A 21,758-nucleotide genomic window follows, 5' to 3' on the forward strand; every position below is an offset into this window, starting at 1 on the left:
AACCAGCCACCCACCTTTTTACAGAGACGCATCTTCCGTGGAAGAAGGGCGTGCCACATTGCATCCGCGTCCCAAATACCCGATTTGAATGACACGTTCGTCTTCCGCCAGTACAGGAACAGTGGTTCCACCTGTCAAAGCGATCAGCCGTCTTAACGCCTCCCGGTCTTCTTCCACGTCATATTCTACAAACTCCTCCCCGTCCCATAGCAAAGATTCCCGCAGATCCTTCGTGTAGGGGCATCCTTTCGTGCCAAAAAGTTCAAGCATCCTTTACCAGCTCCTCCAGACCTTCACGGATGATGTGATAAACGCTTGCCTGTGCTTCCTGGATGCGCGGAATGTAGTCGGAGCGAATGACGATGGGTATGTCCGCCAAGCCGTTTCGGACGATCTCGCCTCCGTCGTAGCCGAGAAGGGCCATCGTCGTCAATCCGCTTCTTCTCGCCTCCGCCAGGGTCATGAGCACGTTTTTCGAGCCACCGCTGGTGGAAATCGCAATGACGACGTCGTTTGCTCCGGCTTGGGCAATAAGTTGACGCAAAAAAATGACCTCCGCCCCCACGTCATTGGCCAGTGCCGAGAGAATCGCCGGTTCCATGGCCAAAGAAACGGCTGGATAGGGTCTCATCCCTTTAGGCGGGAGCGTCATATCCAATGCCCAGTCGTTGGCATCGGTGGCGGATCCGCCGTTGCCGAAGAGAATCAGTTTTCCTCCCCGATCAATCTGCTCAGCCAGGGTGTGGATAGCTCTGACAATCTGTTCCGATTCTTCGTCTGCCACTTTTTCCCGTAACTGTTCCACGTCTTTCGCCTTTTCCTCGATCGACCGGGCCACTTCAGTTACGACACGCGACATGTCTTGCCGTTCAGATCCGAGAAACGGATATAAAAACGATGCTTCCCCTGCTTCCCGGCCAAGTTCCCGATGTTCAAAAAAGACGTGAACCGTCTCCCACAAGGTATGATACAAAATCTCGATCAATTCTTGTTGAATAAACGGATCCTCGTCCGGCGGCGCCACAGCGTAATCGCCGATCCTCCCCGGCAAAGCAAACGTTTGCGCACCCTTTAACCGGGCAAAGGCCAACGCCTCATCCACCGCTGCGTCCCCTTCCGGCGGCGAAAACCCCATCACGATGTCCTCCGGTCGGACGATCGTTTTTACCCATTCAGAAAACGCCATGGATAGATCCAGAGCGGGGAGCGCCCGTTTGCCGACGATAACGGGGTGCACAAACTCGACGGAAACGTGCTGTGCGTCGGTCGCGTATGCTCCCCGGCCAAACGCTAGAAGGTGTCCGCCGTCGAGGAATCGTAGGGCCATTTCCTGACATGCTCGCGCAAGCCGTTCCGATTCTTTGGGGAAAAAGCGCCGCGAGGCCTCGTTACGCGCATAAAGGCGTTCTTTTACCCATATCGGGAAACGTTCCATAACCAGATCCCTTCTTCTTATTAGTTAGCAGATACGCGGCAACGGATCCCCCACCAGCATATCGATGACCCGCGTACCTCCATATCGTGACCGCGCTAGGACGACCCGCTTCGGTTCTTCCTGGATTTCTCCAATGCGCCGCGCATCCTCCCCGCCTGGTACACGTCTGAGAGCGTCGAGCGCGATGTCGGCATGTTCCGGTGAAACGATGGCCACAAACTGCCCTTCATTGGCAATGTGGAGGGGATCCAGTCCTAAAATTTCACAGGCACCGCGTACCGCAGGACGTACCGGAATCGCTTCCTCTTCCAGCATGACGGCAACCCTGGCATCTCGTGCCAATTCGTTTAAAGCCGTCGCCAGGCCGCCCCGCGTCGGATCCCGCATCCACCTCAGTCCAGGCGCCGCAACCTCGGTGAGAGCCGCAACAAACGGCCATAACGGGCGTGTATCGGAGGTAAGATCCGCTTCCAAATCCAGTTCTCCCCTGGCCAGGAGGACTGTGATCCCGTGATCCCCTATCGGTCCGGAAAGAATCACCTGATCACCGGGTCGAACGTTTTGAGACGAAAGATGGACGCGTGGGTCTGTGAGACCAATACCGGCAGTAGTGATGTACAGCCCGTCCGCCTTCCCGTGTTCCACCACCTTCGTATCGCCCCCCACCACGGGCACCCCGGCACGCTGCGCCGCCTTGGCCATGGCCGCCACTTCCCGTTCCAACTCGGATGCGGCCAAGCCCGCTTCTAAAATCAGCGTGGTGACCATCGCCAACGGTTTGGCGCCGCCCATGGCCAAATCGTTTACCGTCCCGTTTATGGCGAGTTCCCCGATGGACCCGCCTGGAAAAACAAGCGGTTTCACCACATAGCTGTCCACCGTAAAGGCCAAACGCCGCCCCTCCGCGTCAACATACGCCGCATCGTTCAACTCCGTCAACGTGTCTTTCATCAAGTAGGGAACCAACAACCCCTCGATCAGCCGTCGGCTGGCTTTCCCGCCGGCGCCATGGGCCAACTCAATGTGGGTATCGGTAAAATGCACCTTGGTGGTCTTCATACTTTTGTCTCCCCTTCATCTCTTGCCGTACATTCCTGAAGCGTTTCCTTATGCAATCAGTTCGGGCAGGATCGTCCAGATCATATAACCACCAAATAATAAACTGACGAAACCCGCCACCGTCCGGATGCTGGCGTGGACGGCGACCCGCTTGGAAGCCGCCGTAAGGGCTGGTGCTGCGATGAACATCGTCATGGCAAACATCCCAAGAACCGTCCCCAGACCGAACAGTAAGAGCCAAAGAATCGCCATCCCCATGCTTGGCGAAGCCTGCATGGCCAACACGGCAACAGCGCCGCTTCCGGCAAGACCGTGTACCAGGCCAAACCCGAAAGTGATCCATTGACGGCGTTCCAACTTCACCGTCGGGTGGCGATGGCCGGGACGATGAAAATGTCCATGCACCGTTTCATTGTGGGAATGGACATCGAAATGGACACGCTCTTTGATCACGCGCCGGAGCGCAACCACGCCCAGTAACACCAGAAGAATAGCTACACCCAAGTCGGTGAATTGTTCAAATTGAGGAGCCAACTCTAAATGCAAAATTAATAGAGGGAGCCCCACGAAGGCGATGGGAATTAAGTGACCGATCCCCCAAATGAAGCCAAGCCACGCGGCAGGCCAAAGTCGCCGTTCTTCAGAGACCAAGGTAGAAACAGCCACCACATGATCCGCGTCCAATGAATGACGTATACCGAGAAAAAGGGCAATTCCGAGCAGAATCAACCAATCCATCGACGTATCTCCTTTCGTTTTCGGACTATTCGCCGACCGCCTGACGCAAGTGGACGTGGTGGTAATATGCGGCGCACGCCCCTTCGGACGACACCATCAGGGCACCCACAGGATGTTCAGGTGTGCATTCTTTACCAAACAATTTGCATTGATGCGGTTTAAGCACCCCTTTTAACACCTCACCGCATTGCGCTGCTTTCGGATCAGTAACGCGAACGCCTTCTACCTGGAAGCGAACTTCCGCATCCCACTGGGCGAATTCGGGTCGCAGTTTCAACGCCGATTGGGAAATGAATCCAAGGCCGCGCCACTCGAAGAAGGGCCGGACTGCAAAGACTTCGTTCATCGCTTTGAGCGCGGGGATGTTCCCTTCCGAAGGGACAACGCGGCTGTACTGATTTTCCACTTCAGAACGGCCTTCCCGCATTTGTTTGACCAGCATGAGGATGGATTGCAGTAAATCCAACGGCTCAAAACCGGAGATCACCACAGGTTTTCTGTAATCTTTTGCGATAAATTCATAAGGACGGGCGCCGATCACAGCTGAGACATGGCCAGGTCCAATAAACCCGTCGATGCGCATATCCGGGGAATCCAAGATCGCGCGAATCGCCGGCAAAATAAGGACATGATTGGAAAACACAAAAAAGTTTGGCACGTTAAGATCGCGGGCGCGCAGGAGCGTCAGCGCCGTCGACGGAGCCGTCGTTTCAAAGCCGATGGCAAACAGCACGACTTGCCGATCAGGATGATCGATGGCAATTTTTAAAGCGTCCAAGGGAGAGTAGATCATACGAATATCGGCTCCCTTGGCCCTGAGTTCCAACGGGGTTCCCTGCCGACCCGGAACCCGCATCACGTCACCGAAAGCGGTAAAAATCACATCCGGCTGCCGGGCGATCGACAAGCCGTCGTCCATGCGCCCCATGGGAAGGACGCAAACCGGACATCCCGGCCCATGGACGAGCTCGATGTTTGGCGGCAGCAAGTTCTGTAACCCGAATCGAAAGATAGAAAACGTATGCCCGCCGCATACTTCCATAAAACGGTAATGGTAATTGGGATCGACGAGACGATGAATCTCTTCCGATGTCTTACGGATCAATTCCGGATCGCGAAACTCGTCAACGTATTTCATCGTCATAAGCGCACCTCCAATGCTCGCCCCAAAGCCACGCCCATATGAACAAGGAGTATGTCTCCTGCCTTGATGCCGGGAACGAAGTCGATGGCGACGGTCGTGCGTATGCCCAGGCGGTCTTCCACCACAGCTTCCCCGCCGTGGACTTCGATAACTTTAACCGGAACCGCCACATCGCCACATGTCGAACAACCATCATGAGCCAACGTGTTTCTTCCTAATTTTTCCAGTTCCCCGTCATTGGTCATCCCGTCATCCTTCTTTCCCTTTTTCAGTTGAGGGCTTGGACGTTGAAAGTTTCATGTTTTCTTCGTCATCAAATTGATAACCCATTACCTCCTGCATGGCCTCGTCCGATTCGCCCAACAAGCTGAGCAATCTCAGTTGCTCGACCGCTTGTTCTTCACTGATCTTGCTCATGGCAAATCCAACGTGGATGAGCACCCAATCGCCAAGATTGGTTCCTTCATTTTTCAGAAGGCCAATGTTAATTTTCCGCCGCACGCCGGAAACGTCGACCACGGCGTAATGGTGATCACCGTCGAGAAGCTCCACAATTTGACCTGGAATAGCCAAGCACATGGCGGCGTCCCTCCCCACTTTGTAATCAAAAGCTTGTTCAGTGTCTAACCCCGTTTACGCAAATCCGAGGCGCCACACGATGACGCGGTTGTTTCCCGAATCGGCAATAGCCAAACGGTTCTTGTGACACCAAATTCCGTAAGGCCAGCATAAAGTGTCCCATGCCACCGCCTGCCAACGGTTTTCTCCCGACCCGTCGAAATCGGTTTGGCCGATGACGTATGAGGCGGGGTGATACGCCCCTTTTCGCGGCAACTCTGTATAAAGAAGGACGCGATTGTTGGCCGTATCGGCCACCGCAAGCAGATCGCCGCATAACGCAACGCCGTAAGGAAAACGAAATCGCCGGGGTCCCTGGGGGACGTGGGGGAGTTCAAACGACTGAGTGAAGTCTTTTTGCCCGAGAATCAGATCGGCTGGCCGGTCCACGTCTGGAGGAGGGGTATAACCGAGGACGCGATGATTGCCTGCATCGGCGACATACAATGTGCTTCCATCGCCGGCGAGAGCGTGGGGCCAGCGAAACGTGTCCACCCCCACACCCTTTCCTCGGTTTTCGCCGTTCACGTAACCATGAGGTTGACCGAGAATCAGATCGGGAACGCGACCGTCTTCCGGGATGTCTTTCCATCCCAGAACCCTGCGGTTGCCCGTATCGGCTACGTAAAACCAGCCATTGACGTATGCGAAGCCGTATGGCCAATAAAATCCCGTCGGGCCTACTCGCCCTACTCGATTGGTGGCGGTGCCCTCCAGATCAGACTGCCCCAAGACATGATCGGGCGGCTGGTTGTTTTTTTCCGGCAGCGTTTCCCAGATCAGAAGACGATGGTGCCATGCGTCTGCGACAAATAACCGTCCTTCGATCACCGCCACGCCAGTTGGGAGGTGAAACAATTTGGGTCCCTCTGCTTCAAAATCGGCCTGTCCTAAAACGACGTCGGCCGGGGCGTGATCGTTCTCGGGCCAACCGTACCAAATGAGCACACGATGGTTGCCGCTATCAGCCACCACGACGACGTCATCGTCCACATACACTCCCCTCGGGGCGTAAAGATGGATCCGGTTTGGCCGGGCCGGTGGCAACGCCAGGCCGCCGGGAGCCGGTCCCCCCAACCAACGCTCGGGGTGAGCGGTCAACCTAACCGTATCCATACCCGCTGATCCTCCACTCGTACCGGAAAAGGTTCCAACTGCACGTGGGGCGCCGTCATGCATTCCCCGGTTGATAAATCGAAACGGAAGCCGTGCCAGGGACAAGTAATGGCAGATCCTTCGACGAGTCCTCCGTCGAGAGGCATCCCCATATGGGGACACTGATTGCGAAAGGCCATCACCTTTCCATCGATGCGGACCAACAGTACGTCGCACTCCTCGCGGGTAAGGCGGACCGGTCGTCCTTCCTCCAGTTCCGAGATGGACGGACCTTGCAGCCAGCCACTTTGTTCCAGGTTACCTGCATCATCGATCACATGCAGGGGCAAGTAGCCGGAAGCAACTTCGTCTTCCGCCATGAGGACATATTCAATTTCCGGAACACGCGCTTTGATCGCCTCCTCGACCCCGTTTTTCAACGTCACAGCTGACAGAGAACAACCTGCGCAGGCACCGTGAAGGCGCACATAAACGGTCTCTCCATCAACTTTAACCAACTCCACATCGCCACCATGGGAGCGCAAATAGGGGCGCACTTCTTCGATTACCGCAGCGACACGGGTAAACAGATCTTGTTTAATGATCCCGTGCATGGAAAATATCGCGTAGACGGCAGGGTCTTCCGCCGCTTTAAGCAACAACTCTTTGCCCGCATCCGTTTCACGAAACGTACGGACGAGCTTTCTCAGGGCATGTTCATGAAACGCTTCGATGGCCTTTTTCAACTCCAACGCCTTTATGCGCGCATCCTCCGGCAACTCTTTAATCGAGGCCAACACCCGATCCACACGTTCCGCCAAAGCGTGAAAGTCCTCCTGCTGGACTTTCATCGTCAATCACCTCCAAATACCAAGGTCTGCTCGAGCGCTTCTTCGGTTTTCTGCTGTAACAAGGTGGCGAAGGTTTGTTTAGCCATCTCTTGCAGCACCTCCCCGACGGTGGCACGTTCGAAAATGGGGGAAGGAACGTTTAAACGCCGATTGGCCAACGCTTGTAGAATCAAGCACGATCCAGCAGGGTTATCAAGGAGAGCATCCCGGAAAAACGCGTCCACGAATTCATTTAGCCACACACCGTCTCCCTGGGGATTCGTACGGAGCCGATCTAACGCGTTTTGTGCCCCTTCGTTGCGCTGGATGATACGTTCACTAAAGCGATCGACGGCCATCGCCAACAAAAGGTTGACGTACTGCTGCTCATGGGGATCCATGACACACTCCCCCTTTCATCCATTGATTGCACCTTTTGTGCCTGCCTGCTTCAACCTTTCTCATTCGATGTTGTTTCCATCCGTTTACGGGCAATCTCGGCTAAAATGCCCTCTACGGCCTCTGCCGCATCGTGTTCCCCTTGTGCACGAAACAAGCGACTGGCCTCTTCTAACCGAGGTACCGCCCGGGAAAACGCGCCCAGATGAGCCAAGGCATTTCCCTGATTGGCTAAGACGCGGGCATACCCCATGGGATCGTCCTCAGGGCGGCGTACACCAAGCACGTCTTCATAAAGTGCCACAGCTTCCCAAAGGTTTTCTTCCGGGTGGGACGTTTCCACATGCTGTAACGCGTTGGCGAGATTGACTGTTGCGCTCGCCCAAAGCTCCGGATGTGTGTCCTTTTGGAAAATGACCAAGGCTTCCCGCAGTGATTGAATGGCCATCGCAGTGCGCAAACGGGCGCTGCGATCTAATGACGGCATGGCAAGATATGCCAATGCCAAATTCATATGAACCATGGCGTAGCCTTCGGAATGAGTGTCTCTTCGATACACTTTCAGCGCTTCATGGTAGCACCTGACCGCTTCCAGGAGGGCCCCCTTCCGACCCTCTGCGTCCGTTTGATACGCGGTGCCCAATTGAAACCACAGCTCAGCCCGGGCTTCCTGAAAGGAAGATGTCTCTAAAAGCGCGAGGGCGCTGCGATATCCATCTACCGTATCCTGCCCGTGATCGCCAAGCATCTGTTTCGTCGCCGCCCATTCGGCATAGAGGCGGGCGGAAAAAACGGGGGAGACATCCCTGACTGTTTCCGCCGCCTCCAAAAGGATCTCAAGCCCCGTTGACCAATCTTTTTGGTTAAACGCGTCGTACGCCTGCGTGGCTAACAGAAACGCCCGTACTTCCCCGGCGGCGTTGCCATACGGTGGGGGCGTTTCGTATAAACCGAGTCGCCACGCCACCGCGTCTAAAAGAAGGGAGAGGTCCCCTGTGAGCGATTCTTTGGCCAAAGCATATGTGTGGACTTGTGGCTCCAGAATAAAACGGTTGTAAATTCCTTCCGGACCTTCCGGCAATAACGCTAAAATCACATCCTCGCTTCTACCCTCAATTGCCGCAGCAAAAAAACGCCAGTGCTCCGGCCAAATGTCGGGAAGATAGCCGCGGAGGAGAAGCGGCAATAGATTGTCTCCTTCCGGAACAGACGGTAAAAGAAGAAAACCTGCCGTTCCAGGAAAAACACCGATCGGTTGCGGTCGCAGCACGGTTCTCCCCCCCTTTTTTTCCTCAGAAAAACAAGATCCAGAAAACAAAAGCCATGACTAAAGCTGCGCCGTAGTACTTGAGCAGAAAAGGGGGATGCGGAGCGCTACGAGCTTATCATCCCATACAGCAACGCGAACCCCAGGAGGCACACCTTCAGGCAAAAGCTCTTGTACAAACAAACTTCGGTCACCGCGGGAATTGCGCAGTTTTAACAATAATCCCCCTGCCCCTGGATGACTCACCGGCATGATCCACAGTTCTTCACCGCGTACTAAAGCGATAGCGGTTCCCGTAGGGAACCGCACCGATTCTTCGGCGGGAATATGGAGATAACCAGTAGAGGTAAGTTCAAGTTTCACTATTTTTCCCTCCCAAGCGCTGGAGCAACTCCTTGGCCAAACGATCCATGGCCGCTTCCACCGTGGGAGACAAGCCAAACCCGTGCAACAAGTTTTCTGCTTCGATGAGGAAGACCGTCACTTTCTTTGGAAAGCGGCTTTTTAGTAACCAACGTCCCAAGGCGATGGCGTTATCCCACCGAAAATCGTGGAGGTTGACGTCATTTAGAGGAGGAGTTTCCACTTCTTCTCCAGGCAGTTCAAAAATGGTGCCCGGTTCGGCCCCTGTCTTACATGCGTCAACAAGGATAAGTTCCTCGGCATCCCCGATTTGAAAGGTCACATCCATGCCAGCGGTTCCACCATCGGCCAAGCGGACTCCCGGTGGAACCCCAAGTTCCCACAATTTGCGGATGAGCATGGGGCCCGCTCCGTCGTCGCTACGAAGTAAATTGCCACATCCAATAATGACGGTCACATCAATTCCCCCTTCTACGAACGTAACCGGTTTACGACCCACGGACCAGAGCAGTTTGATCGCCGCCCCTAGATCTTGATAACCTCGTATTTGGCTAATTCTTTATGCGACTTGGCGTCGTAAGCATGAACGGTGCAGACGAGGCACGAATCGTAGCTTTGCGCAATGTGAGCCAGTTCGACCGGGTCTTCGGGATTTTTGACGGGTACGCCAATCATCGCCGTCTCAATAGGACCTCGCTGGCCGTGACGATCCCGAGGACCGATGTTCCACGCCGTCGGAGTTACGACTTGATAGTTTTCGATCTTCCCGTCTTTGATTTGAATCCAGTCGGCCAAAGCGCCACGGGCTGCTTCGGTAGCCCCGAAACCGCGCCCTTCAGGAAGCTCTTTTGGCTTGACATAAAATTTCTCATGTAAATCGATCTGCCTAAGCCATTCCCGCATGCGCAAATAGTACTTCGCTGCTTCGTGCAAACGCGCCAGCACGCGCACCATGACACTAGGGCCGATTTCGTTGATGATATTCAAAAAGAGGGGATCGTAATCCTGCCACTCTTCCGCACCCGGACGACCGGCTATCACTTGTCGAGCCAACGGCCCTACCTCTAACGAAATCTCGCCAATCCCCGGAAGGTCATACCGGGGCGCCTTGGCCCAGGTATACTTCCCTTCTTTTTGGCCCTCTGTCGGATCAATGGGGTCGGTCACCCCTTCAAACGGGTGGAAGGAACCGCCTCCACGGTAGAAAGAATGAGTGTGATCTTCCCGTACGCGGGCTTGATCAAAATCGTGATATGCCTTCCCGTCAAATACCCCGGAGCGGGCGATCAACGCAACATTACGTCCTTCAATGGTGGGATAACGGTATTTTTGCGGATGGAAGAAGTTCCCCATCGCCAAATAACGCCCCGGACCAGCCCCGTATTTGTCCAAGCCGATTTCCATGCTGTAACGAATGAACAAACCAAGATCGGAATCGCGGTGTTCCGGTTTTTCATCCAGCCACGCAAGAACATCTGTCCAGGTCTTGTTTTCCAGCCAACGTTCGACGGAACAACCTAGGAGAATTTTCTCCAGCCAGGTTTCACGGTAATATTCCAAAATGGAGATGGAACGGGTTATGTCGGACAACGTCGGCGCACTGACAACGCCTCCGGGAACCATGAAGCTGGAATGGGGCCACTGGCCACCGAAGATCGCGTAAATTTCCACCGGTTTGGCCGAAACGACCACCCCGGCCTCATAATGTTCGCCTTCAAAGGGCGCCCAACGGCGAACCACTTCATCGTACAATTTAGAGGACGCGTAGTTTCGATGCGTCAGGCCGATGGCGAACAGGGCATAAAACCAACGGGGGATGCTCTGGATCGTTTCCGCTGCCTGGGCGATATTACGGATAAGCGTAGCGTTAGGCGGTACTTCCGTGCTCCAGGCTGTGTCTAAAGCATAGACCGCCTTGGTAAGATGGCTGCCGCCGCAAATGCCGCAAATCCGGGGGGTAACAATCAGACCTGCCTGCGGATCTTTTCCTTTTAAAATCATTTCAAAGCCGCGGAACATGGTGGCTTCCGTCCAAGCATCAACAACGACTCCGTCTTCGACGGCCACTTTGACGTCCAAGTCACCTTCCACGCGCCCTAGCGAGTGGACTTTGATTTCCATTTTTTGTCTTTTTGTCGTAACTTCTTGCTTATTCATACTCACGAACCCCACCTTTAAAAATGGTTTTCCCTAAAAAGAGACAAGTAGGGGTACCAGTTATGTTTATGGAACAAACATATCTTCCTTCGCCCATTTCGGTGCTACCGCGCGAGCCATTGCCGCATGGACGGAGTAGCTTAACGGGTCGCTGCCTTGCGGTACTTCCTTTGGAATCGAGCCGAGAACCTTTTGTGTCTTGAACACCGTACCCGGCGCCAAGTCGAAGAACGGGAACTGTGGCTCCGTACAACCGATGCAAGGCATACCTGCCCGGGTTTTCGAAGATTGACGGTTCCAGAGAATACGGTTACACGGCGAGTGGGTCATCGGGCCGCGGCAACCTTGTTCATAGAACAAGCAACCTTTCCGCGTACCTTGTCCGAATTCTTCCACAGGTTCTTTCCACTCAAAGTATTGCACACGCGTGCAGCCGGTTTGGGTGAACGTCTTAAAGAAGGTTTGCGGCCGTTGCAAATCGTCCAAAAGGACGTCTTCCACGCGACCGGTGGCAACGGCGACGAGAATCTGTGTCACCCAGTCGGGATGAGCCGGGCAACCGGGAATGTTGATAACCGGCAATCCCGCTTTCGAACGGAATTGGGATCCGAGGAACCCGCCCCGTTCCCCCTTGAGGTATTGAAGACCAATGGATTCAGACGGATTCGGTTTCGTCGCCGGGATCCCGCCCCAGCATGCGCAGTCGCCAATGGCGACGACGTACTGGGCTTTATGGGCAAATTCCCAAATCCAATCTTTTTTCGGGCGATCCATGAGCATGTCATAGTGTCCGGTACCGTTTGGCCCTTGAATGATCGTCCCTTCAACGACAAAGATATCCAAGGGGATTTCGTCATTGAGGATCTGATCATACAAACGGCGCACCTGGTCGCCGAATTCCATGGACAACGAATGGTGATAGAGGATGTTGATGCCGAAATCGGTGACCAAATCAATCACTGTCGGCTCTTCAGCATTTAAAAACGACTGGGTGTTTCCATTGCACGCACCGCCGTGCATCCAAAGGAGATTCGCCACTTCATCCACCTCCAAAAGAGCGAGTTTTTTGAACCAGTTGTTCTGCGAATTGCGGTATGGATTGGTGATCGATTACGAGGAAACGACCGCTTTCTCAAACGCTGCTTTGTCCGACTCCAAGCGGGAAATCCACTCGTCGATACCATCTCCCGTGCGGACAGAAACTTCATGAATGGAGATGCCTGGTCTTACGTCGTTCAGCGCTTCATAGAAGCGATCCCGTTGAAACCCCACGGCTTCGGCCAAGTCAATCTTCGTAATGACTGCCACATCGGCGCTGTTGACGATGGTCGGATACTTCACTGGCTTGTCTTCACCTTCTGTCACAGAAAAGAGAACGACACGCTGATTTTCTCCCAAATCGTAACTGGCAGGACATACGAGATTGCCAACGTTTTCGATAAAGAGAAAATCAATATCTGCCAAGTTCCATCCTTCCAAGGTCCTGTCAACCATGTCCGCCTCAAGGTGACAAACTGTACCAGTGGTAATCTGACGCACTTTCGCTCCGCTTTCACGCAAACGTTCGGCGTCGTTTTCTGTGGCTAAATCACCGACTAACGCTGCCACACAATACCGTTCGCCAAGGCGAGACAACATTTCTGTAAGCAGCGTCGTTTTTCCCGCACCTGGGCTTGAGACCATATTGATGACGTAGACACCGGCCTCCTGAAAGCGCTTTCGTAATTCCCGAGCAAGGAGGTCGTTTTTCTTAAGGACGTTCTGACGAATTTCAACAATCCGGGGGTTTAACGTCATCTTCTACACCTCCTTCCAAGGCATACAATTCCATCTCGCGCCCCTCGAGCAATTGACCTGTTTTCGTCCCGCACACAGGACAGCGCATAGGAAACGGTTCAGGCAAAATATGCGCTTCTTGGCAATCAGGACAGAAGACTTTTACAGGAACGTCCTCAATCACGAGCCTTGCCCCTTCGAGAGGTGTCCCCTGGATGACCGCATCGAAGGAAAATACCAGAGCTTCCTTTACCACACCCGACAAGGCACCCAGTTTTACGTAAAGGGCTTGCACCCGTTTAATTCCCGTATGTTCTGCCGCTTCGATGGCTAATTCAACCAGGCTATGGGCGATGGACAGTTCATGCATCGTCGAACTCCTTCGACAAATGTCGCGTGAAATTGAGAATAAAATTGAGCGCCGGCTGCAACTCTGGATCGCTCAATGCCCGCATGATCCCAAGGAGCCCCACGCGTTTCGTTCCCGTCTGGGCCGTTTCCTCAGTGGCTCGGATCATTGAACGCGACACTTTTCCAACGATTTGCACCGAACGCACGTCGAGGACATCGGATTTCAACAGCTCTTGAACTTGAGGAGAATCAAGAAACTCCTGCATTCGACGCAAGGCGGCAAAGGCGTGCTCGAAGCGCGTGACGTATTCAGGCCTGGACAAGCTATGTCGTAAAAGAACGACGAGATCGTTGATCGAATCAGCGATTTCAGGCCCACGACGGAGAAAATTTTCCAACATGTCGAACAGAAACGTCACATGCTCCAGCTTGTCGAGCAGGCGAACCAGTTGCTCGATCGTTTTCGGGTCCGAAAGTTTCTCTACCAACAAATGATCGATCGGCGCCTCCGCAACCGCCCCTTCCCCAATATTCACCATGGACCCCCCTCCTTTCATGGTATCCGCAGGGAAAAAATAAGCGCGTCTTTTTGATACGTTACCGTTTTTCCTCCCTTACGTTTTATTTGTATCAATACTTTAAATTATGTGAAGATTCTATCATACAAAGATTTCTTCTGTCAAAGTTAGCTCCTGCTAATTGTGTAATAAGTTAAACGATACGAGCCATTTCATCGACTCTGAGTTCGATGAAGTTGGCAAAAAACATTCAGGAAAGGAGAATCAGAAATGATCAAACCATTGATTTTTGAGATTACGTCTTCCGTCGTGAAGTTCAGTTTTTTACCCATTTTTGGTTTTTACTGGAATTAAAAACCGGATTGTTCTCGTCATCGTTTCCCTTTATGCTGCGTTTTCCGTCCTTGGGCAGCCCTCTGATCAAGACTTGCCTTTTCGCTCTGTCCCAAAAGAAAAGGTTGCACGCTTAATCAAACAGTCGCCCGATCAGCTTGTCAAAATTACGTGGAAAATGATTGAGTGAATGAAGGGGAACCGCCAACCCCCACCAATGAAAAAAGGTACCCCGCTGGTACCTCAGAAAAAAAAGAAAAAAAGCGGCTCGGCGGAACGCCTTTGTCTCATCTCCGCCTCGTCGCTTTCGCCAGCACGGCATCCACAAACAGCTTCATCACATGGCCGCACACCTTCTGCGGCAACCGTTCCGCCCGCCTCCGCCACTGCTTCAGCCTGAGCAGGTGAAAGACCGCCTGTGCCGTCCTGCCTTGAATCGCTTCCCCGATCATGGCGGCCGCCGACTGCCCCACCTTCGCCCAGCAGCGGTACTTTTCCACCCATCCGCGCACTTCCGCCGCCAGCTTGCCGTTCTGCATCCGGGTCAACAGGTATGCCGCCGTCTCCTCCATCTGGTCAAAAACCGCCTGCAGGGCCAAAACCGCCTGCCGCTGGTCACCGCGCTCGAACTGGAAGCGGAACTGCAGCAGTGCCTCCATCAGACGCGGCGACTCCTGTTCGTTCAGAAACGAGCTGCGGACATTGTCCGCGAAGCGCAGGAACAACGGGGCGTCGGTTGTCCCCGCCACTTCGGCCACCGCCTGCTGCCACGCGCGTTCCGGATCGTAGCTTTCGGGTGCCTTCAGATAGGCAGCGGTGGTATACAGGGCGATCTTGGAGCTTTCCGCCAGCTCCATCGCGTTGGCGACATAGCCGCTCGCATGGCGCCAGAGAGCGGGATCCCGATTGAGCAGCGGCCCGATATGCAGCTCGTTCGCCATTCCCAGATCGTTGACGGGATAATTGTCCCAAAAGAGCGGATGATGCCCCGTCCATTGCGCAAATTTTGCCGCGTCTCCCTCGGTCAGATACGGGGAGCAGACAAAACGGCCGGTCCAAAAGATCTCGATCTCCTGCGGCAGCCGGCCGGCCAGCCGCCGGATGTACGGCTCGTTTCCCAGCCCATGGTACTGCGTGGGACAGATGACGAGGCGGCACGCATCGGACCATTCGCCCAATCGCCGCCACAGGCGCAGCGCGACGTCCGCATGCGCTTCCGCCAGATCATCGTACCGCTCCCGGTCCTCTTCATGCAGCAGGGTCTGGGGAATATCATCAAAAAAGAGGCCGAAGTGGCGCACCCCTGCCTCATATGCCCGGCGGTACTTTCCGGCAAGCCGCTCAAAATCCTCCGTCCTGCCGTACCGCATGTCAAGACCGGGGCTGACGCAGTAGTAAAAGGCGAGCCGCAGCTCCCGCGCCGCGTGTGCCAATTGCACAACATGGGCGAATTGGCCGTCGGGATGCGGCTCCTGCCAGCGCTCCCGCAGATACGGATCGTCTTTGGGCGCGTAAAAATAGGCATTGAAGCCATGCTGCGCCATGAAATGAAGCATATCCAGCCGCTCCGCCTGCGTCCACGGTTTCCCGTAAAAGCCTTCGATCACGCCGCGTACGGGGAAGGCTGCCGCATCGGTCACGGGTTCTCCCCCTTCTGCGCCTCCTCCGTCTCCCCGGCCTGCTCCAGCCGCCGCAGAATCTCCTGCCACAGCTCGTCTCTTCCCTGGCCGGTTTCGGAAGAGAACGGTATGATCGGGTCCTGGCTGCGCAGCGTCAGTGCTTCCCGGATGATTTTGGCATGCTGCTGCCAGCGGCCGCGGGCGATCTTGTCCGCCTTGGTAGCGACGATCACCGTATCCAGGCCGTTCTCCTTGCACCACGCGTACATGGCGATATCATCCTTCGTCGGGGGATGCCGGATATCGATAAGCTGGATGACGAAGCGCAGCTCATCGCGCTTCGCCAGATAGCCTTCGATCATTTTGCCCCAGGACTGCCGCACCGATTTGGAGACTTTGGCATAGCCGTATCCCGGGAAATCGACGAAATACAGCATGTTGTTGACGCGAAAAAAGTTGAGGGTTTGCGTTTTTCCCGGCTTGGAGCTGGTCCGCACCAGCGATTTGCGGTTCATCATTTTGTTCAACAGGGAGGACTTGCCTACATTGGAGCGGCCCACCAGGGCGATTTCCGGCAGGCCGTCCGTGGGATACTGCTTCGGTCCAACTGCACTGATGACAAATTCAGCCGATATGATCTTCATCATGTCTCACCGTTTTTTCGTTACCAGGGCGTGGCGCAGCACTTCATCCATGTGTTCCACCGTGATGAACGTCAGTTCGTTCCGCACGCTCTCCGGTATCTCCTCGATATCCTTCTCGTTTTCTTTCGGCAGGATCACGACCTTCAGACCGGCGCGGTGGGCGGACAGCGCCTTCTCCTTCAAGCCGCCGATGGGCAGGACGCGCCCGCGCAGGGTGATCTCGCCGGTCATGCCCACTTCCTTCTTCACCGGAATACCGGTCAGCGCCGAGACGAGGGCTGTCGCCATCGTGATCCCGGCCGATGGTCCGTCTTTCGGGATCGCCCCTTCAGGAACATGGATATGGATATCGTTCTTCTCGACGAATTCGGGATCGATCTCCCATTCGTTGGCGCGCGAACGGATATAGCTGAACGCCGCCTGGGCCGATTCCTTCATGACGTCGCCCAACTGGCCGGTCAGGGTGAGCTTTCCTTTGCCCGGCAGCACGCTGACCTCCACATTGAGCGTGTCGCCGCCCGTCTCGGTCCAGGCGAGGCCGGTGACGGAGCCGACCTGATCCTCTTTCTCCGCCAGCCCGTACCGGTAGCGCGGCTTGCCCAACAGGGCCTCCAGCGATTTCGGCGTGACGACCACCTTTTTCTTCTCCCCGCTGACGATGATCTTGGCCGCTTTCCGGCTGATATTGGCCATTTCGCGGTTCAGGTTGCGCACACCCGCTTCCCGCGTGTAATGCCGGATCAGCTTCAGCATCGCTTCCTCGTTCATCTGCAGCTTATCCTTGCCAAGCCCATGCTCTTCCAGCTGCTTCGGCAGGAGGTAATCCTTCAGGATGTGCAGCTTCTCCAGTTCGGTGTAGCCGGAGATGTGGATCACTTCCATCCGGTCCAGCAGCGGACGCGGAATGGTGTGCAGGGAGTTGGCCGTCGTGATAAACATCACGTTGGACAGATCGTAGGTTTCCTCAATGTAGTGATCACTGAACTTGTCGTTCTGGTTGGGGTCGAGCACTTCCAGCAGCGCCGCAGCCGGATCGCCGCGAAAATCGGAGGCCAGCTTGTCGATCTCATCCAGCAGGAAGACCGGATTGATCGTCCCCGCCGTCTTCATGCCCTGGATGATCCGGCCCGGCAGCGCGCCGACATAGGTGCGGCGGTGGCCGCGGATTTCCGCTTCATCGCGCACGCCGCCCAGGGAGATCCGGACAAATTCCCGTTCCAGGGCGCGGGCGATGGAGCGGGCGAGCGATGTTTTCCCGACGCCCGGCGGACCGACGAAACAGAGAATGGGTCCGCGCATCTTGTTGACCAGCTTCTGGACAGCCAGATATTCCAGCACGCGCTCCTTCGGTTTTTCCAGGCCGTAGTGGTCTTCGTTGAGCACTTCTTCCGCATGCTTGATATCCAGATTGTCCACCGTCCTGCGCGTCCACGGCAAGGCCAGCAGCGTATCGATATAGGTGCGGATGACGCTCCCTTCCGCAGAAGTGGACGGCATTTTCTCCAGCCGCTCCAGCTCTTTTTCGATCTTCTTCCTGATCCGCTCCGGCGCGTCCGACTTGTCCAGCTGGGCCCGCAGCTCTTCCACTTCGCCGGCGCGCCCTTCTTTTTCGCCCAGCTCTTTCTGGATGGCTTTCATCTGTTCGCGCAGGTAGTATTCCTTTTGCGTCTTTTCCATCTGCTTCTTGACCCGGGCGCTGATTTTGCGCTCCAGTTCCAGGATTTCCCGCTCGTTGTTCAGAATGTTCAGCAGGATCTCCAGCCGCTGCTGAATGTCCACCGTTTCCAGGATCTCCTGCTTATCCTTCATCTTGAGGGGCAGATGGGAAGTGATGATATCAGCCAGGCGGCCCGGTTCATCGATGTCGCTGACAGAGGAGAGTGTCTCCGGCGACACCTTTTTCGACAGCTTGATGTACTGCTCGAAGTGGTTAAGTACGGCACGCATCAGCGCCTCTACTTCGTTCTCGTTCCCCTTCTTCTCGTCGAGATATGTAATGGTGACGTAAAAATAGTCGTCCTCTTGCAGATACTCTTCGATTTTGGCCCGCTGCAGCCCTTCCACCAGGACGCGGATCGTGCCGTTGGGCAGCTTCAGCATCTGTTTGACGCGGGCGACCGTCCCCACGTTGTAAATCTGTTCCGCACTGGGTTCTTCTATATGTACCTCTTCCTGTGTGGCCAACAAGATTTTATTGTCGTCAACCATGGCTCTCTCCAGGGCCTTGATCGATTTCTCCCGGCCCACGTCCAAGTGGAGCACCATGCTGGGATAAACGAGCAGCCCGCGCAGCGGCAGCAGCGGAATCTCCCGTTTACCATTCTGTTCGCTCATGGCCAGACACCTCCCGATCCCTGTCGCATTGTTCTCGTTCTGTTTTTTTCAGTAGAAAACGGCCTTCGGCTGAGGCCGTTTTCGTATCATTTTAGCGTAAACGGAAGACAATGTCTAATTTCCCACGCACTTTGGGAAGACCCCGACGGCGCGAGCGAACCATCGGGGCCTCCGGTTGTGGAATAGGCTCCGATCGATGCCTTTCTTAGAGGAAGAAAGTTGGGGGCCCCCGCCGACACAGCATGTTCAGGGGTCCCCAAAAAGTACTCGGATTAAGCTTCGAAGGTCAACGTCACTTTTTGGGGTTGAGCATAGCTTAAGTCGGCGGGGTTATTTTACAGATGCAGGCTCGACGAAGCAAACCCGTCTGCGGTCTGCAGCGGCACGGCGATCGTCGGGATGGGGGTCTCTTCCACCTTCTCTTCCGCCTTCTCGTCCACAAGGGCCAAACGGAGCGCCTGCTCCACGGTGGCGACGGGGATCACCTGGATGCCTTCCATGTCTTCAAAAATGCTCTGCCAGTTCTCTTCCGGAATCAGCACGCGGGTGGCCCCCGCCTGCCGGGCCGCTTCCACCTTGGCGACGACGCCGCCCACCGGTTTTACCTTGCCGTGGATGCTCACTTCGCCCGTGACGGCGAGATAGTTGTCAACCGGCTTCTCCATGATGGCGGAGTAGATGGCAATCGCGATGGCGACGCCGGCGGAGGGACCGTCCACCGGCACGCCGCCCGGAAAATTGATGTGCAGATCGTAATCGTACGGCTTGATGCCCAGCCTGTGCAGGACGGTCAGCACATTTTCGATGGAGCCTTTCGCCATCGACTTGCGCCGGATGGTGCGGCTGCGGCTGCCCATCTCCTCTTCCTCCACCAGGCCGGTCATGGCGACCCGTCCGCCGCCCGGTGAAACAGCCAGCGTGGCGGTCACTTCCAGCTCCATGACGCTGCCCATGTTGGGGCCATAGATAGCCAAGCCGTTGACCAGGCCGATCTGCGGCGTGGTGTGCACCGCTTTTTCCTGACGCGGCGACTTCTGGCTGCTGTGCACCACCCATTCGACATCGGCCGGGGTGATGGTGCGCCGCTGTTCCGTCAGCGCGATCCCGGCGGCAATCTGCAGGGTGTTGATCGCCTCCCGCCCGTTGGTGGCGTATTTTTCGATAACTTGGACCGCTTCCGGCATCAGCTGCATCTCCATCTTTTTGACGGCAGTGCGCACAATGCTGCCGATCTCGGCCGCCTTGAGCGGACGGAAAAAGATCTCCAGGCAGCGGGAGCGCAGCGCCGGGGGCAGTTCTTCCGGCGTGCGGGTCGTGGCGCCGACAAGCCGGAAGTCGGCGGGCAGACCGTATTTGAAAATATCGTGGATGTGAGACGGAATCTGCGTATTCTCCTCGCTGTAATAGGCGCTCTCCAGCATCACTTTGCGGTCTTCCAGCACCTTCAGGAGCTTGTTCATCTGGATCGGATGAAGCTCCCCGATCTCGTCCAGAAACAGGATGCCGCCGTGCGCCTTGGTGACAGCCCCCGGCTTGGGCTGCGGAACGCCGGCCTGCCCCAGCGCTCCCGCCCCCTGGTAGATCGGATCATGAACGGAGCCGATCAGCGGGTCGGCGATGCCGCGCTCGTCAAAGCGGGCGATGGTGGCGTCGATTTCCACAAACTTCGCATCGTGTTTAAACGGCGAGTAAGGATTTTTCTTCGCTTCTTCCAGCACGACGCGGGCCGCCGCCGTCTTGCCAACGCCGGGCGGGCCGTAAATGATCACATGCTGCGGGTTGGGGCCGCACAGCGCCGCGCGCAGCGCCTTCAACCCGTCCTCCTGGCCCACGATCTCCTGCAGCGTGCTTGGACGGGTCTTTTCCGAAAGCGGCTCCGTCAGGGCGATCATCCGCAGTTTGCGCAGCTGGTCCAGGTCCTTGCGGGATTCCTTGTCGCTCGATACTTTATTCGTCCGTTGCGTGCGAAGCAGATTCCAGAAGTAGGTACCGATAATGATCCCCACGACCACTTCGATACAGGCAATCACCAGTGTCGTATAGTCCATCGTCTATCCCTCCCACCAAGTTACGCTTTGCGATGGCGTCTCTTGAATCATATAGAGTAGTATTGCCGAGCGAACGGGGGAGTAAACGAGATGCGGCAGAAAGGGGGAACATCAACAAGGAAAAGATCCCCAAAATTGCACTTGACAAATAATAATTTTTGTGGTATGATTATATATTTTATTATTGATGTGGAGCCAGGATTTGTGATACATAATAGGATGCAGGAAAATTCCAAAAGGAGGGAACACGCATGAAGATTTCGAACGGGGTGGAAATGCTGGAATTGGACGTGCAGGTTTTCGGCAGCCGTGCCGTATTCAATCCGACGCTCGTTTGGGACGAGGAAACGGCTATCTTGATCGATTGCGGCATGCCCGGCGGATTGGAGCAAATCCGGGCGGCGATGGCCAGGGCCGGGGTCCCTTTCGACAAGTTGACAGCCGTGATTCTGACGCATCAGGATATCGACCACATCGGGGGTCTTCCCGAAATCCTCCAGGCATCCGGACGCCGTATTGAGGTGTATGCGCATGCGCTTGACCAACCCTATATCGAAGGGAGACTGCCGCTGATCAAGCTGGAGCCAGGCCGCATGGAGAAAGCCATGGGCTCCCTTCCGGAAGAAGTGCGCCAGCAAACGCTGGCCTTGTACGAGAACCCCCCGAAGGCCAAGGTGGACAGGACGTTGGCGGACGGGGAAGAGCTGCCGTATTGCGGCGGGATTCGCGTTGTCTATACCCCCGGCCATACTCCCGGCCACATCAGCCTGTACTTGAAGCAAAGCAAAACCCTTGTTGCCGGGGACGCCATGATCATCTGGGACGGGGTATTGCGGGGACCCGTCCGGCAGACGACGCCGGACATGGACACGGCCATCCGATCGCTGCAAAAATTCTTGGACTTGGACGTGGAATCGGTCATCTGTTACCACGGCGGCTTGTGGCAGGGAAACGTGAATGAGCGGCTGCACGCCATCCTCGGGCTGTCCGGCAGTTGAAAACCCCGCCGACTTAAGCTTTGCTCAACCCC

The 21,758-nt window shown here is 55.5% G+C and carries 23 protein-coding genes; 1 reads left to right on the forward strand and 22 read right to left on the reverse strand.

The window, feature by feature from the left end:
* Positions 1-18: 18 nt before the first annotated feature.
* The 22 genes from G3578_RS04085 to lonB form a co-directional block, all read right to left on the reverse strand.
* Entirely contained in the window at positions 19-270 is a 252-nt protein-coding gene (locus tag G3578_RS04085; RefSeq protein ID WP_165208896.1) for a glutaredoxin family protein, read from the reverse strand.
* Positions 263-1,327, reverse strand: a complete 1,065-nt coding sequence (locus G3578_RS04090) for an SIS domain-containing protein (protein ID WP_241254441.1) — start codon at positions 1,325-1,327, stop codon at positions 263-265. Before G3578_RS04090 ends, G3578_RS04085 begins: the two co-directional genes overlap by 8 nt.
* A 132-nt stretch (positions 1,328-1,459) precedes the next feature.
* Positions 1,460-2,494 (reverse strand): hydrogenase expression/formation protein HypE, encoded by a 1,035-nt coding sequence (gene hypE / locus G3578_RS04095; protein ID WP_165208901.1) that lies wholly within the window; start codon positions 2,492-2,494, stop codon positions 1,460-1,462.
* A gap of 48 nt (positions 2,495-2,542) precedes the next feature.
* Entirely contained in the window at positions 2,543-3,232 is a 690-nt protein-coding gene (locus tag G3578_RS04100; RefSeq protein ID WP_165208904.1) for a HoxN/HupN/NixA family nickel/cobalt transporter, read from the reverse strand.
* Positions 3,233-3,257: 25 nt separating this feature from the next.
* Positions 3,258-4,376, reverse strand: a complete 1,119-nt coding sequence (gene hypD, locus G3578_RS04105; RefSeq protein ID WP_241254442.1) for a hydrogenase formation protein HypD — start codon at positions 4,374-4,376, stop codon at positions 3,258-3,260.
* Positions 4,373-4,621, reverse strand: a complete 249-nt coding sequence (locus G3578_RS04110; protein WP_165208907.1) for a HypC/HybG/HupF family hydrogenase formation chaperone — start codon at positions 4,619-4,621, stop codon at positions 4,373-4,375. The genes hypD and G3578_RS04110 overlap by 4 nt, the downstream gene beginning before the upstream one ends.
* A 4-nt stretch (positions 4,622-4,625) precedes the next feature.
* Positions 4,626-4,955 (reverse strand): HypC/HybG/HupF family hydrogenase formation chaperone, encoded by a 330-nt coding sequence (locus tag G3578_RS04115; RefSeq protein ID WP_165208910.1) that lies wholly within the window; start codon positions 4,953-4,955, stop codon positions 4,626-4,628.
* A gap of 54 nt (positions 4,956-5,009) precedes the next feature.
* Positions 5,010-6,110 carry an NHL repeat-containing protein gene (locus tag G3578_RS04120; protein ID WP_165208912.1) on the reverse strand — a complete coding sequence of 367 codons (1,101 nt, stop codon included), beginning with the start codon at positions 6,108-6,110 and terminating at the stop codon, positions 5,010-5,012.
* Entirely contained in the window at positions 6,092-6,940 is an 849-nt protein-coding gene (locus G3578_RS04125) for a NifU family protein (protein ID WP_165208915.1), read from the reverse strand. Before G3578_RS04125 ends, G3578_RS04120 begins: the two co-directional genes overlap by 19 nt.
* A gap of 2 nt (positions 6,941-6,942) precedes the next feature.
* A complete protein-coding gene (locus G3578_RS04130) occupies positions 6,943-7,320 on the reverse strand; it encodes a hypothetical protein (protein ID WP_165208918.1) in 378 nt (125 codons plus the stop codon).
* Between the two features lie 50 nt (positions 7,321-7,370).
* Positions 7,371-8,588: a tetratricopeptide repeat protein gene (locus tag G3578_RS04135; RefSeq protein ID WP_346773951.1), complete on the reverse strand. Its 1,218-nt coding sequence runs from the start codon at positions 8,586-8,588 to the stop codon at positions 7,371-7,373.
* Positions 8,589-8,645: 57 nt separating this feature from the next.
* Positions 8,646-8,948 carry a hydrogenase maturation protease gene (locus G3578_RS20675; protein ID WP_241254443.1) on the reverse strand — a complete coding sequence of 101 codons (303 nt, stop codon included), beginning with the start codon at positions 8,946-8,948 and terminating at the stop codon, positions 8,646-8,648.
* Complete coding sequence (locus tag G3578_RS20680) at positions 8,938-9,405, reverse strand: hydrogenase maturation protease (protein WP_346773952.1); 468 nt, start codon at positions 9,403-9,405, stop codon at positions 8,938-8,940. The genes G3578_RS20675 and G3578_RS20680 overlap by 11 nt, the downstream gene beginning before the upstream one ends.
* Positions 9,406-9,473: 68 nt before the next feature.
* The gene (locus G3578_RS04145) at positions 9,474-11,105 is read right to left on the reverse strand and encodes a nickel-dependent hydrogenase large subunit (RefSeq protein WP_165208921.1); all 1,632 of its coding nucleotides are present in this window, start codon (positions 11,103-11,105) and stop codon (positions 9,474-9,476) included.
* A 66-nt stretch (positions 11,106-11,171) separates the two neighbouring features.
* On the reverse strand, positions 11,172-12,143 hold the full coding sequence (locus G3578_RS04150) for an NADH-quinone oxidoreductase subunit B family protein (RefSeq protein ID WP_165208923.1): 972 nt from the start codon (positions 12,141-12,143) through the stop codon (positions 11,172-11,174).
* Between the two features lie 72 nt (positions 12,144-12,215).
* Positions 12,216-12,902: a hydrogenase nickel incorporation protein HypB gene (gene hypB / locus G3578_RS04155; RefSeq protein ID WP_165208926.1), complete on the reverse strand. Its 687-nt coding sequence runs from the start codon at positions 12,900-12,902 to the stop codon at positions 12,216-12,218.
* Complete coding sequence (gene hypA / locus G3578_RS04160; protein ID WP_165208929.1) at positions 12,877-13,251, reverse strand: hydrogenase maturation nickel metallochaperone HypA; 375 nt, start codon at positions 13,249-13,251, stop codon at positions 12,877-12,879. The genes hypB and hypA overlap by 26 nt, the downstream gene beginning before the upstream one ends.
* Positions 13,244-13,771, reverse strand: coding sequence for a helical membrane plugin domain-containing protein (locus tag G3578_RS04165; protein ID WP_165208932.1), 528 nt, complete (start codon positions 13,769-13,771; stop codon positions 13,244-13,246). Before G3578_RS04165 ends, hypA begins: the two co-directional genes overlap by 8 nt.
* Positions 13,772-14,370: 599 nt before the next feature.
* Positions 14,371-15,723, reverse strand: coding sequence for a beta-N-acetylglucosaminidase domain-containing protein (locus G3578_RS04170; protein ID WP_165208935.1), 1,353 nt, complete (start codon positions 15,721-15,723; stop codon positions 14,371-14,373).
* Positions 15,720-16,346, reverse strand: coding sequence for a ribosome biogenesis GTP-binding protein YihA/YsxC (gene yihA, locus G3578_RS04175; RefSeq protein WP_165208938.1), 627 nt, complete (start codon positions 16,344-16,346; stop codon positions 15,720-15,722). Before yihA ends, G3578_RS04170 begins: the two co-directional genes overlap by 4 nt.
* Positions 16,347-16,352: 6 nt before the next feature.
* A complete protein-coding gene (gene lon / locus G3578_RS04180; protein ID WP_165208941.1) occupies positions 16,353-18,680 on the reverse strand; it encodes an endopeptidase La in 2,328 nt (775 codons plus the stop codon).
* Between the two features lie 335 nt (positions 18,681-19,015).
* On the reverse strand, positions 19,016-20,728 hold the full coding sequence (lonB, locus tag G3578_RS04185; RefSeq protein ID WP_165208944.1) for an ATP-dependent protease LonB: 1,713 nt from the start codon (positions 20,726-20,728) through the stop codon (positions 19,016-19,018).
* 251 nt (positions 20,729-20,979) lie between these two features.
* Here lonB and G3578_RS04190 point away from each other — a divergent pair, with 251 nt between their 5' ends.
* Positions 20,980-21,726 carry an MBL fold metallo-hydrolase gene (locus G3578_RS04190; RefSeq protein ID WP_165208946.1) on the forward strand — a complete coding sequence of 249 codons (747 nt, stop codon included), beginning with the start codon at positions 20,980-20,982 and terminating at the stop codon, positions 21,724-21,726.
* The last annotated feature ends 32 nt before the right edge of the window (positions 21,727-21,758 follow it).

It is taken from the genome of Brevibacillus sp. SYP-B805 (genome assembly GCF_011059135.1).
Taxonomy (GTDB): Bacteria; Bacillota; Bacilli; order Brevibacillales; family Brevibacillaceae; genus Brevibacillus_F.

What these genes read in the sequence shown, in the direction of transcription:
- G3578_RS04085 (WP_165208896.1), bottom strand. Translation starts at nt 270, where the DNA reads ATGCTTGAACTTTTTGGCACGAAAGGATGCCCCTACACGAAGGATCTG.
- G3578_RS04090 (WP_241254441.1), bottom strand. Translation starts at nt 1,327, where the DNA reads ATGGCCCTACGATTCCTCGACGGCGGACACCTTCTAGCGTTTGGCCGG.
- hypE (WP_165208901.1), bottom strand. Translation starts at nt 2,494, where the DNA reads ATGAAGACCACCAAGGTGCATTTTACCGATACCCACATTGAGTTGGCC.
- G3578_RS04100 (WP_165208904.1), bottom strand. Translation starts at nt 3,232, where the DNA reads ATGGATTGGTTGATTCTGCTCGGAATTGCCCTTTTTCTCGGTATACGT.
- hypD (WP_241254442.1), bottom strand. Translation starts at nt 4,376, where the DNA reads ATGACGATGAAATACGTTGACGAGTTTCGCGATCCGGAATTGATCCGT.
- G3578_RS04110 (WP_165208907.1), bottom strand. Translation starts at nt 4,621, where the DNA reads ATGACCAATGACGGGGAACTGGAAAAATTAGGAAGAAACACGTTGGCT.
- G3578_RS04115 (WP_165208910.1), bottom strand. Translation starts at nt 4,955, where the DNA reads ATGTGCTTGGCTATTCCAGGTCAAATTGTGGAGCTTCTCGACGGTGAT.
- G3578_RS04120 (WP_165208912.1), bottom strand. Translation starts at nt 6,110, where the DNA reads ATGGATACGGTTAGGTTGACCGCTCACCCCGAGCGTTGGTTGGGGGGA.
- G3578_RS04125 (WP_165208915.1), bottom strand. Translation starts at nt 6,940, where the DNA reads ATGAAAGTCCAGCAGGAGGACTTTCACGCTTTGGCGGAACGTGTGGAT.
- G3578_RS04130 (WP_165208918.1), bottom strand. Translation starts at nt 7,320, where the DNA reads ATGGATCCCCATGAGCAGCAGTACGTCAACCTTTTGTTGGCGATGGCC.
- G3578_RS04145 (WP_165208921.1), bottom strand. Translation starts at nt 11,105, where the DNA reads ATGAATAAGCAAGAAGTTACGACAAAAAGACAAAAAATGGAAATCAAA.
- hypB (WP_165208926.1), bottom strand. Translation starts at nt 12,902, where the DNA reads ATGACGTTAAACCCCCGGATTGTTGAAATTCGTCAGAACGTCCTTAAG.
- hypA (WP_165208929.1), bottom strand. Translation starts at nt 13,251, where the DNA reads ATGCATGAACTGTCCATCGCCCATAGCCTGGTTGAATTAGCCATCGAA.
- G3578_RS04165 (WP_165208932.1), bottom strand. Translation starts at nt 13,771, where the DNA reads ATGGTGAATATTGGGGAAGGGGCGGTTGCGGAGGCGCCGATCGATCAT.
- yihA (WP_165208938.1), bottom strand. Translation starts at nt 16,346, where the DNA reads ATGAAGATCATATCGGCTGAATTTGTCATCAGTGCAGTTGGACCGAAG.
- lon (WP_165208941.1), bottom strand. Translation starts at nt 18,680, where the DNA reads ATGAGCGAACAGAATGGTAAACGGGAGATTCCGCTGCTGCCGCTGCGC.
- lonB (WP_165208944.1), bottom strand. Translation starts at nt 20,728, where the DNA reads ATGGACTATACGACACTGGTGATTGCCTGTATCGAAGTGGTCGTGGGG.
- G3578_RS04190 (WP_165208946.1), top strand. Translation starts at nt 20,980, where the DNA reads ATGAAGATTTCGAACGGGGTGGAAATGCTGGAATTGGACGTGCAGGTT.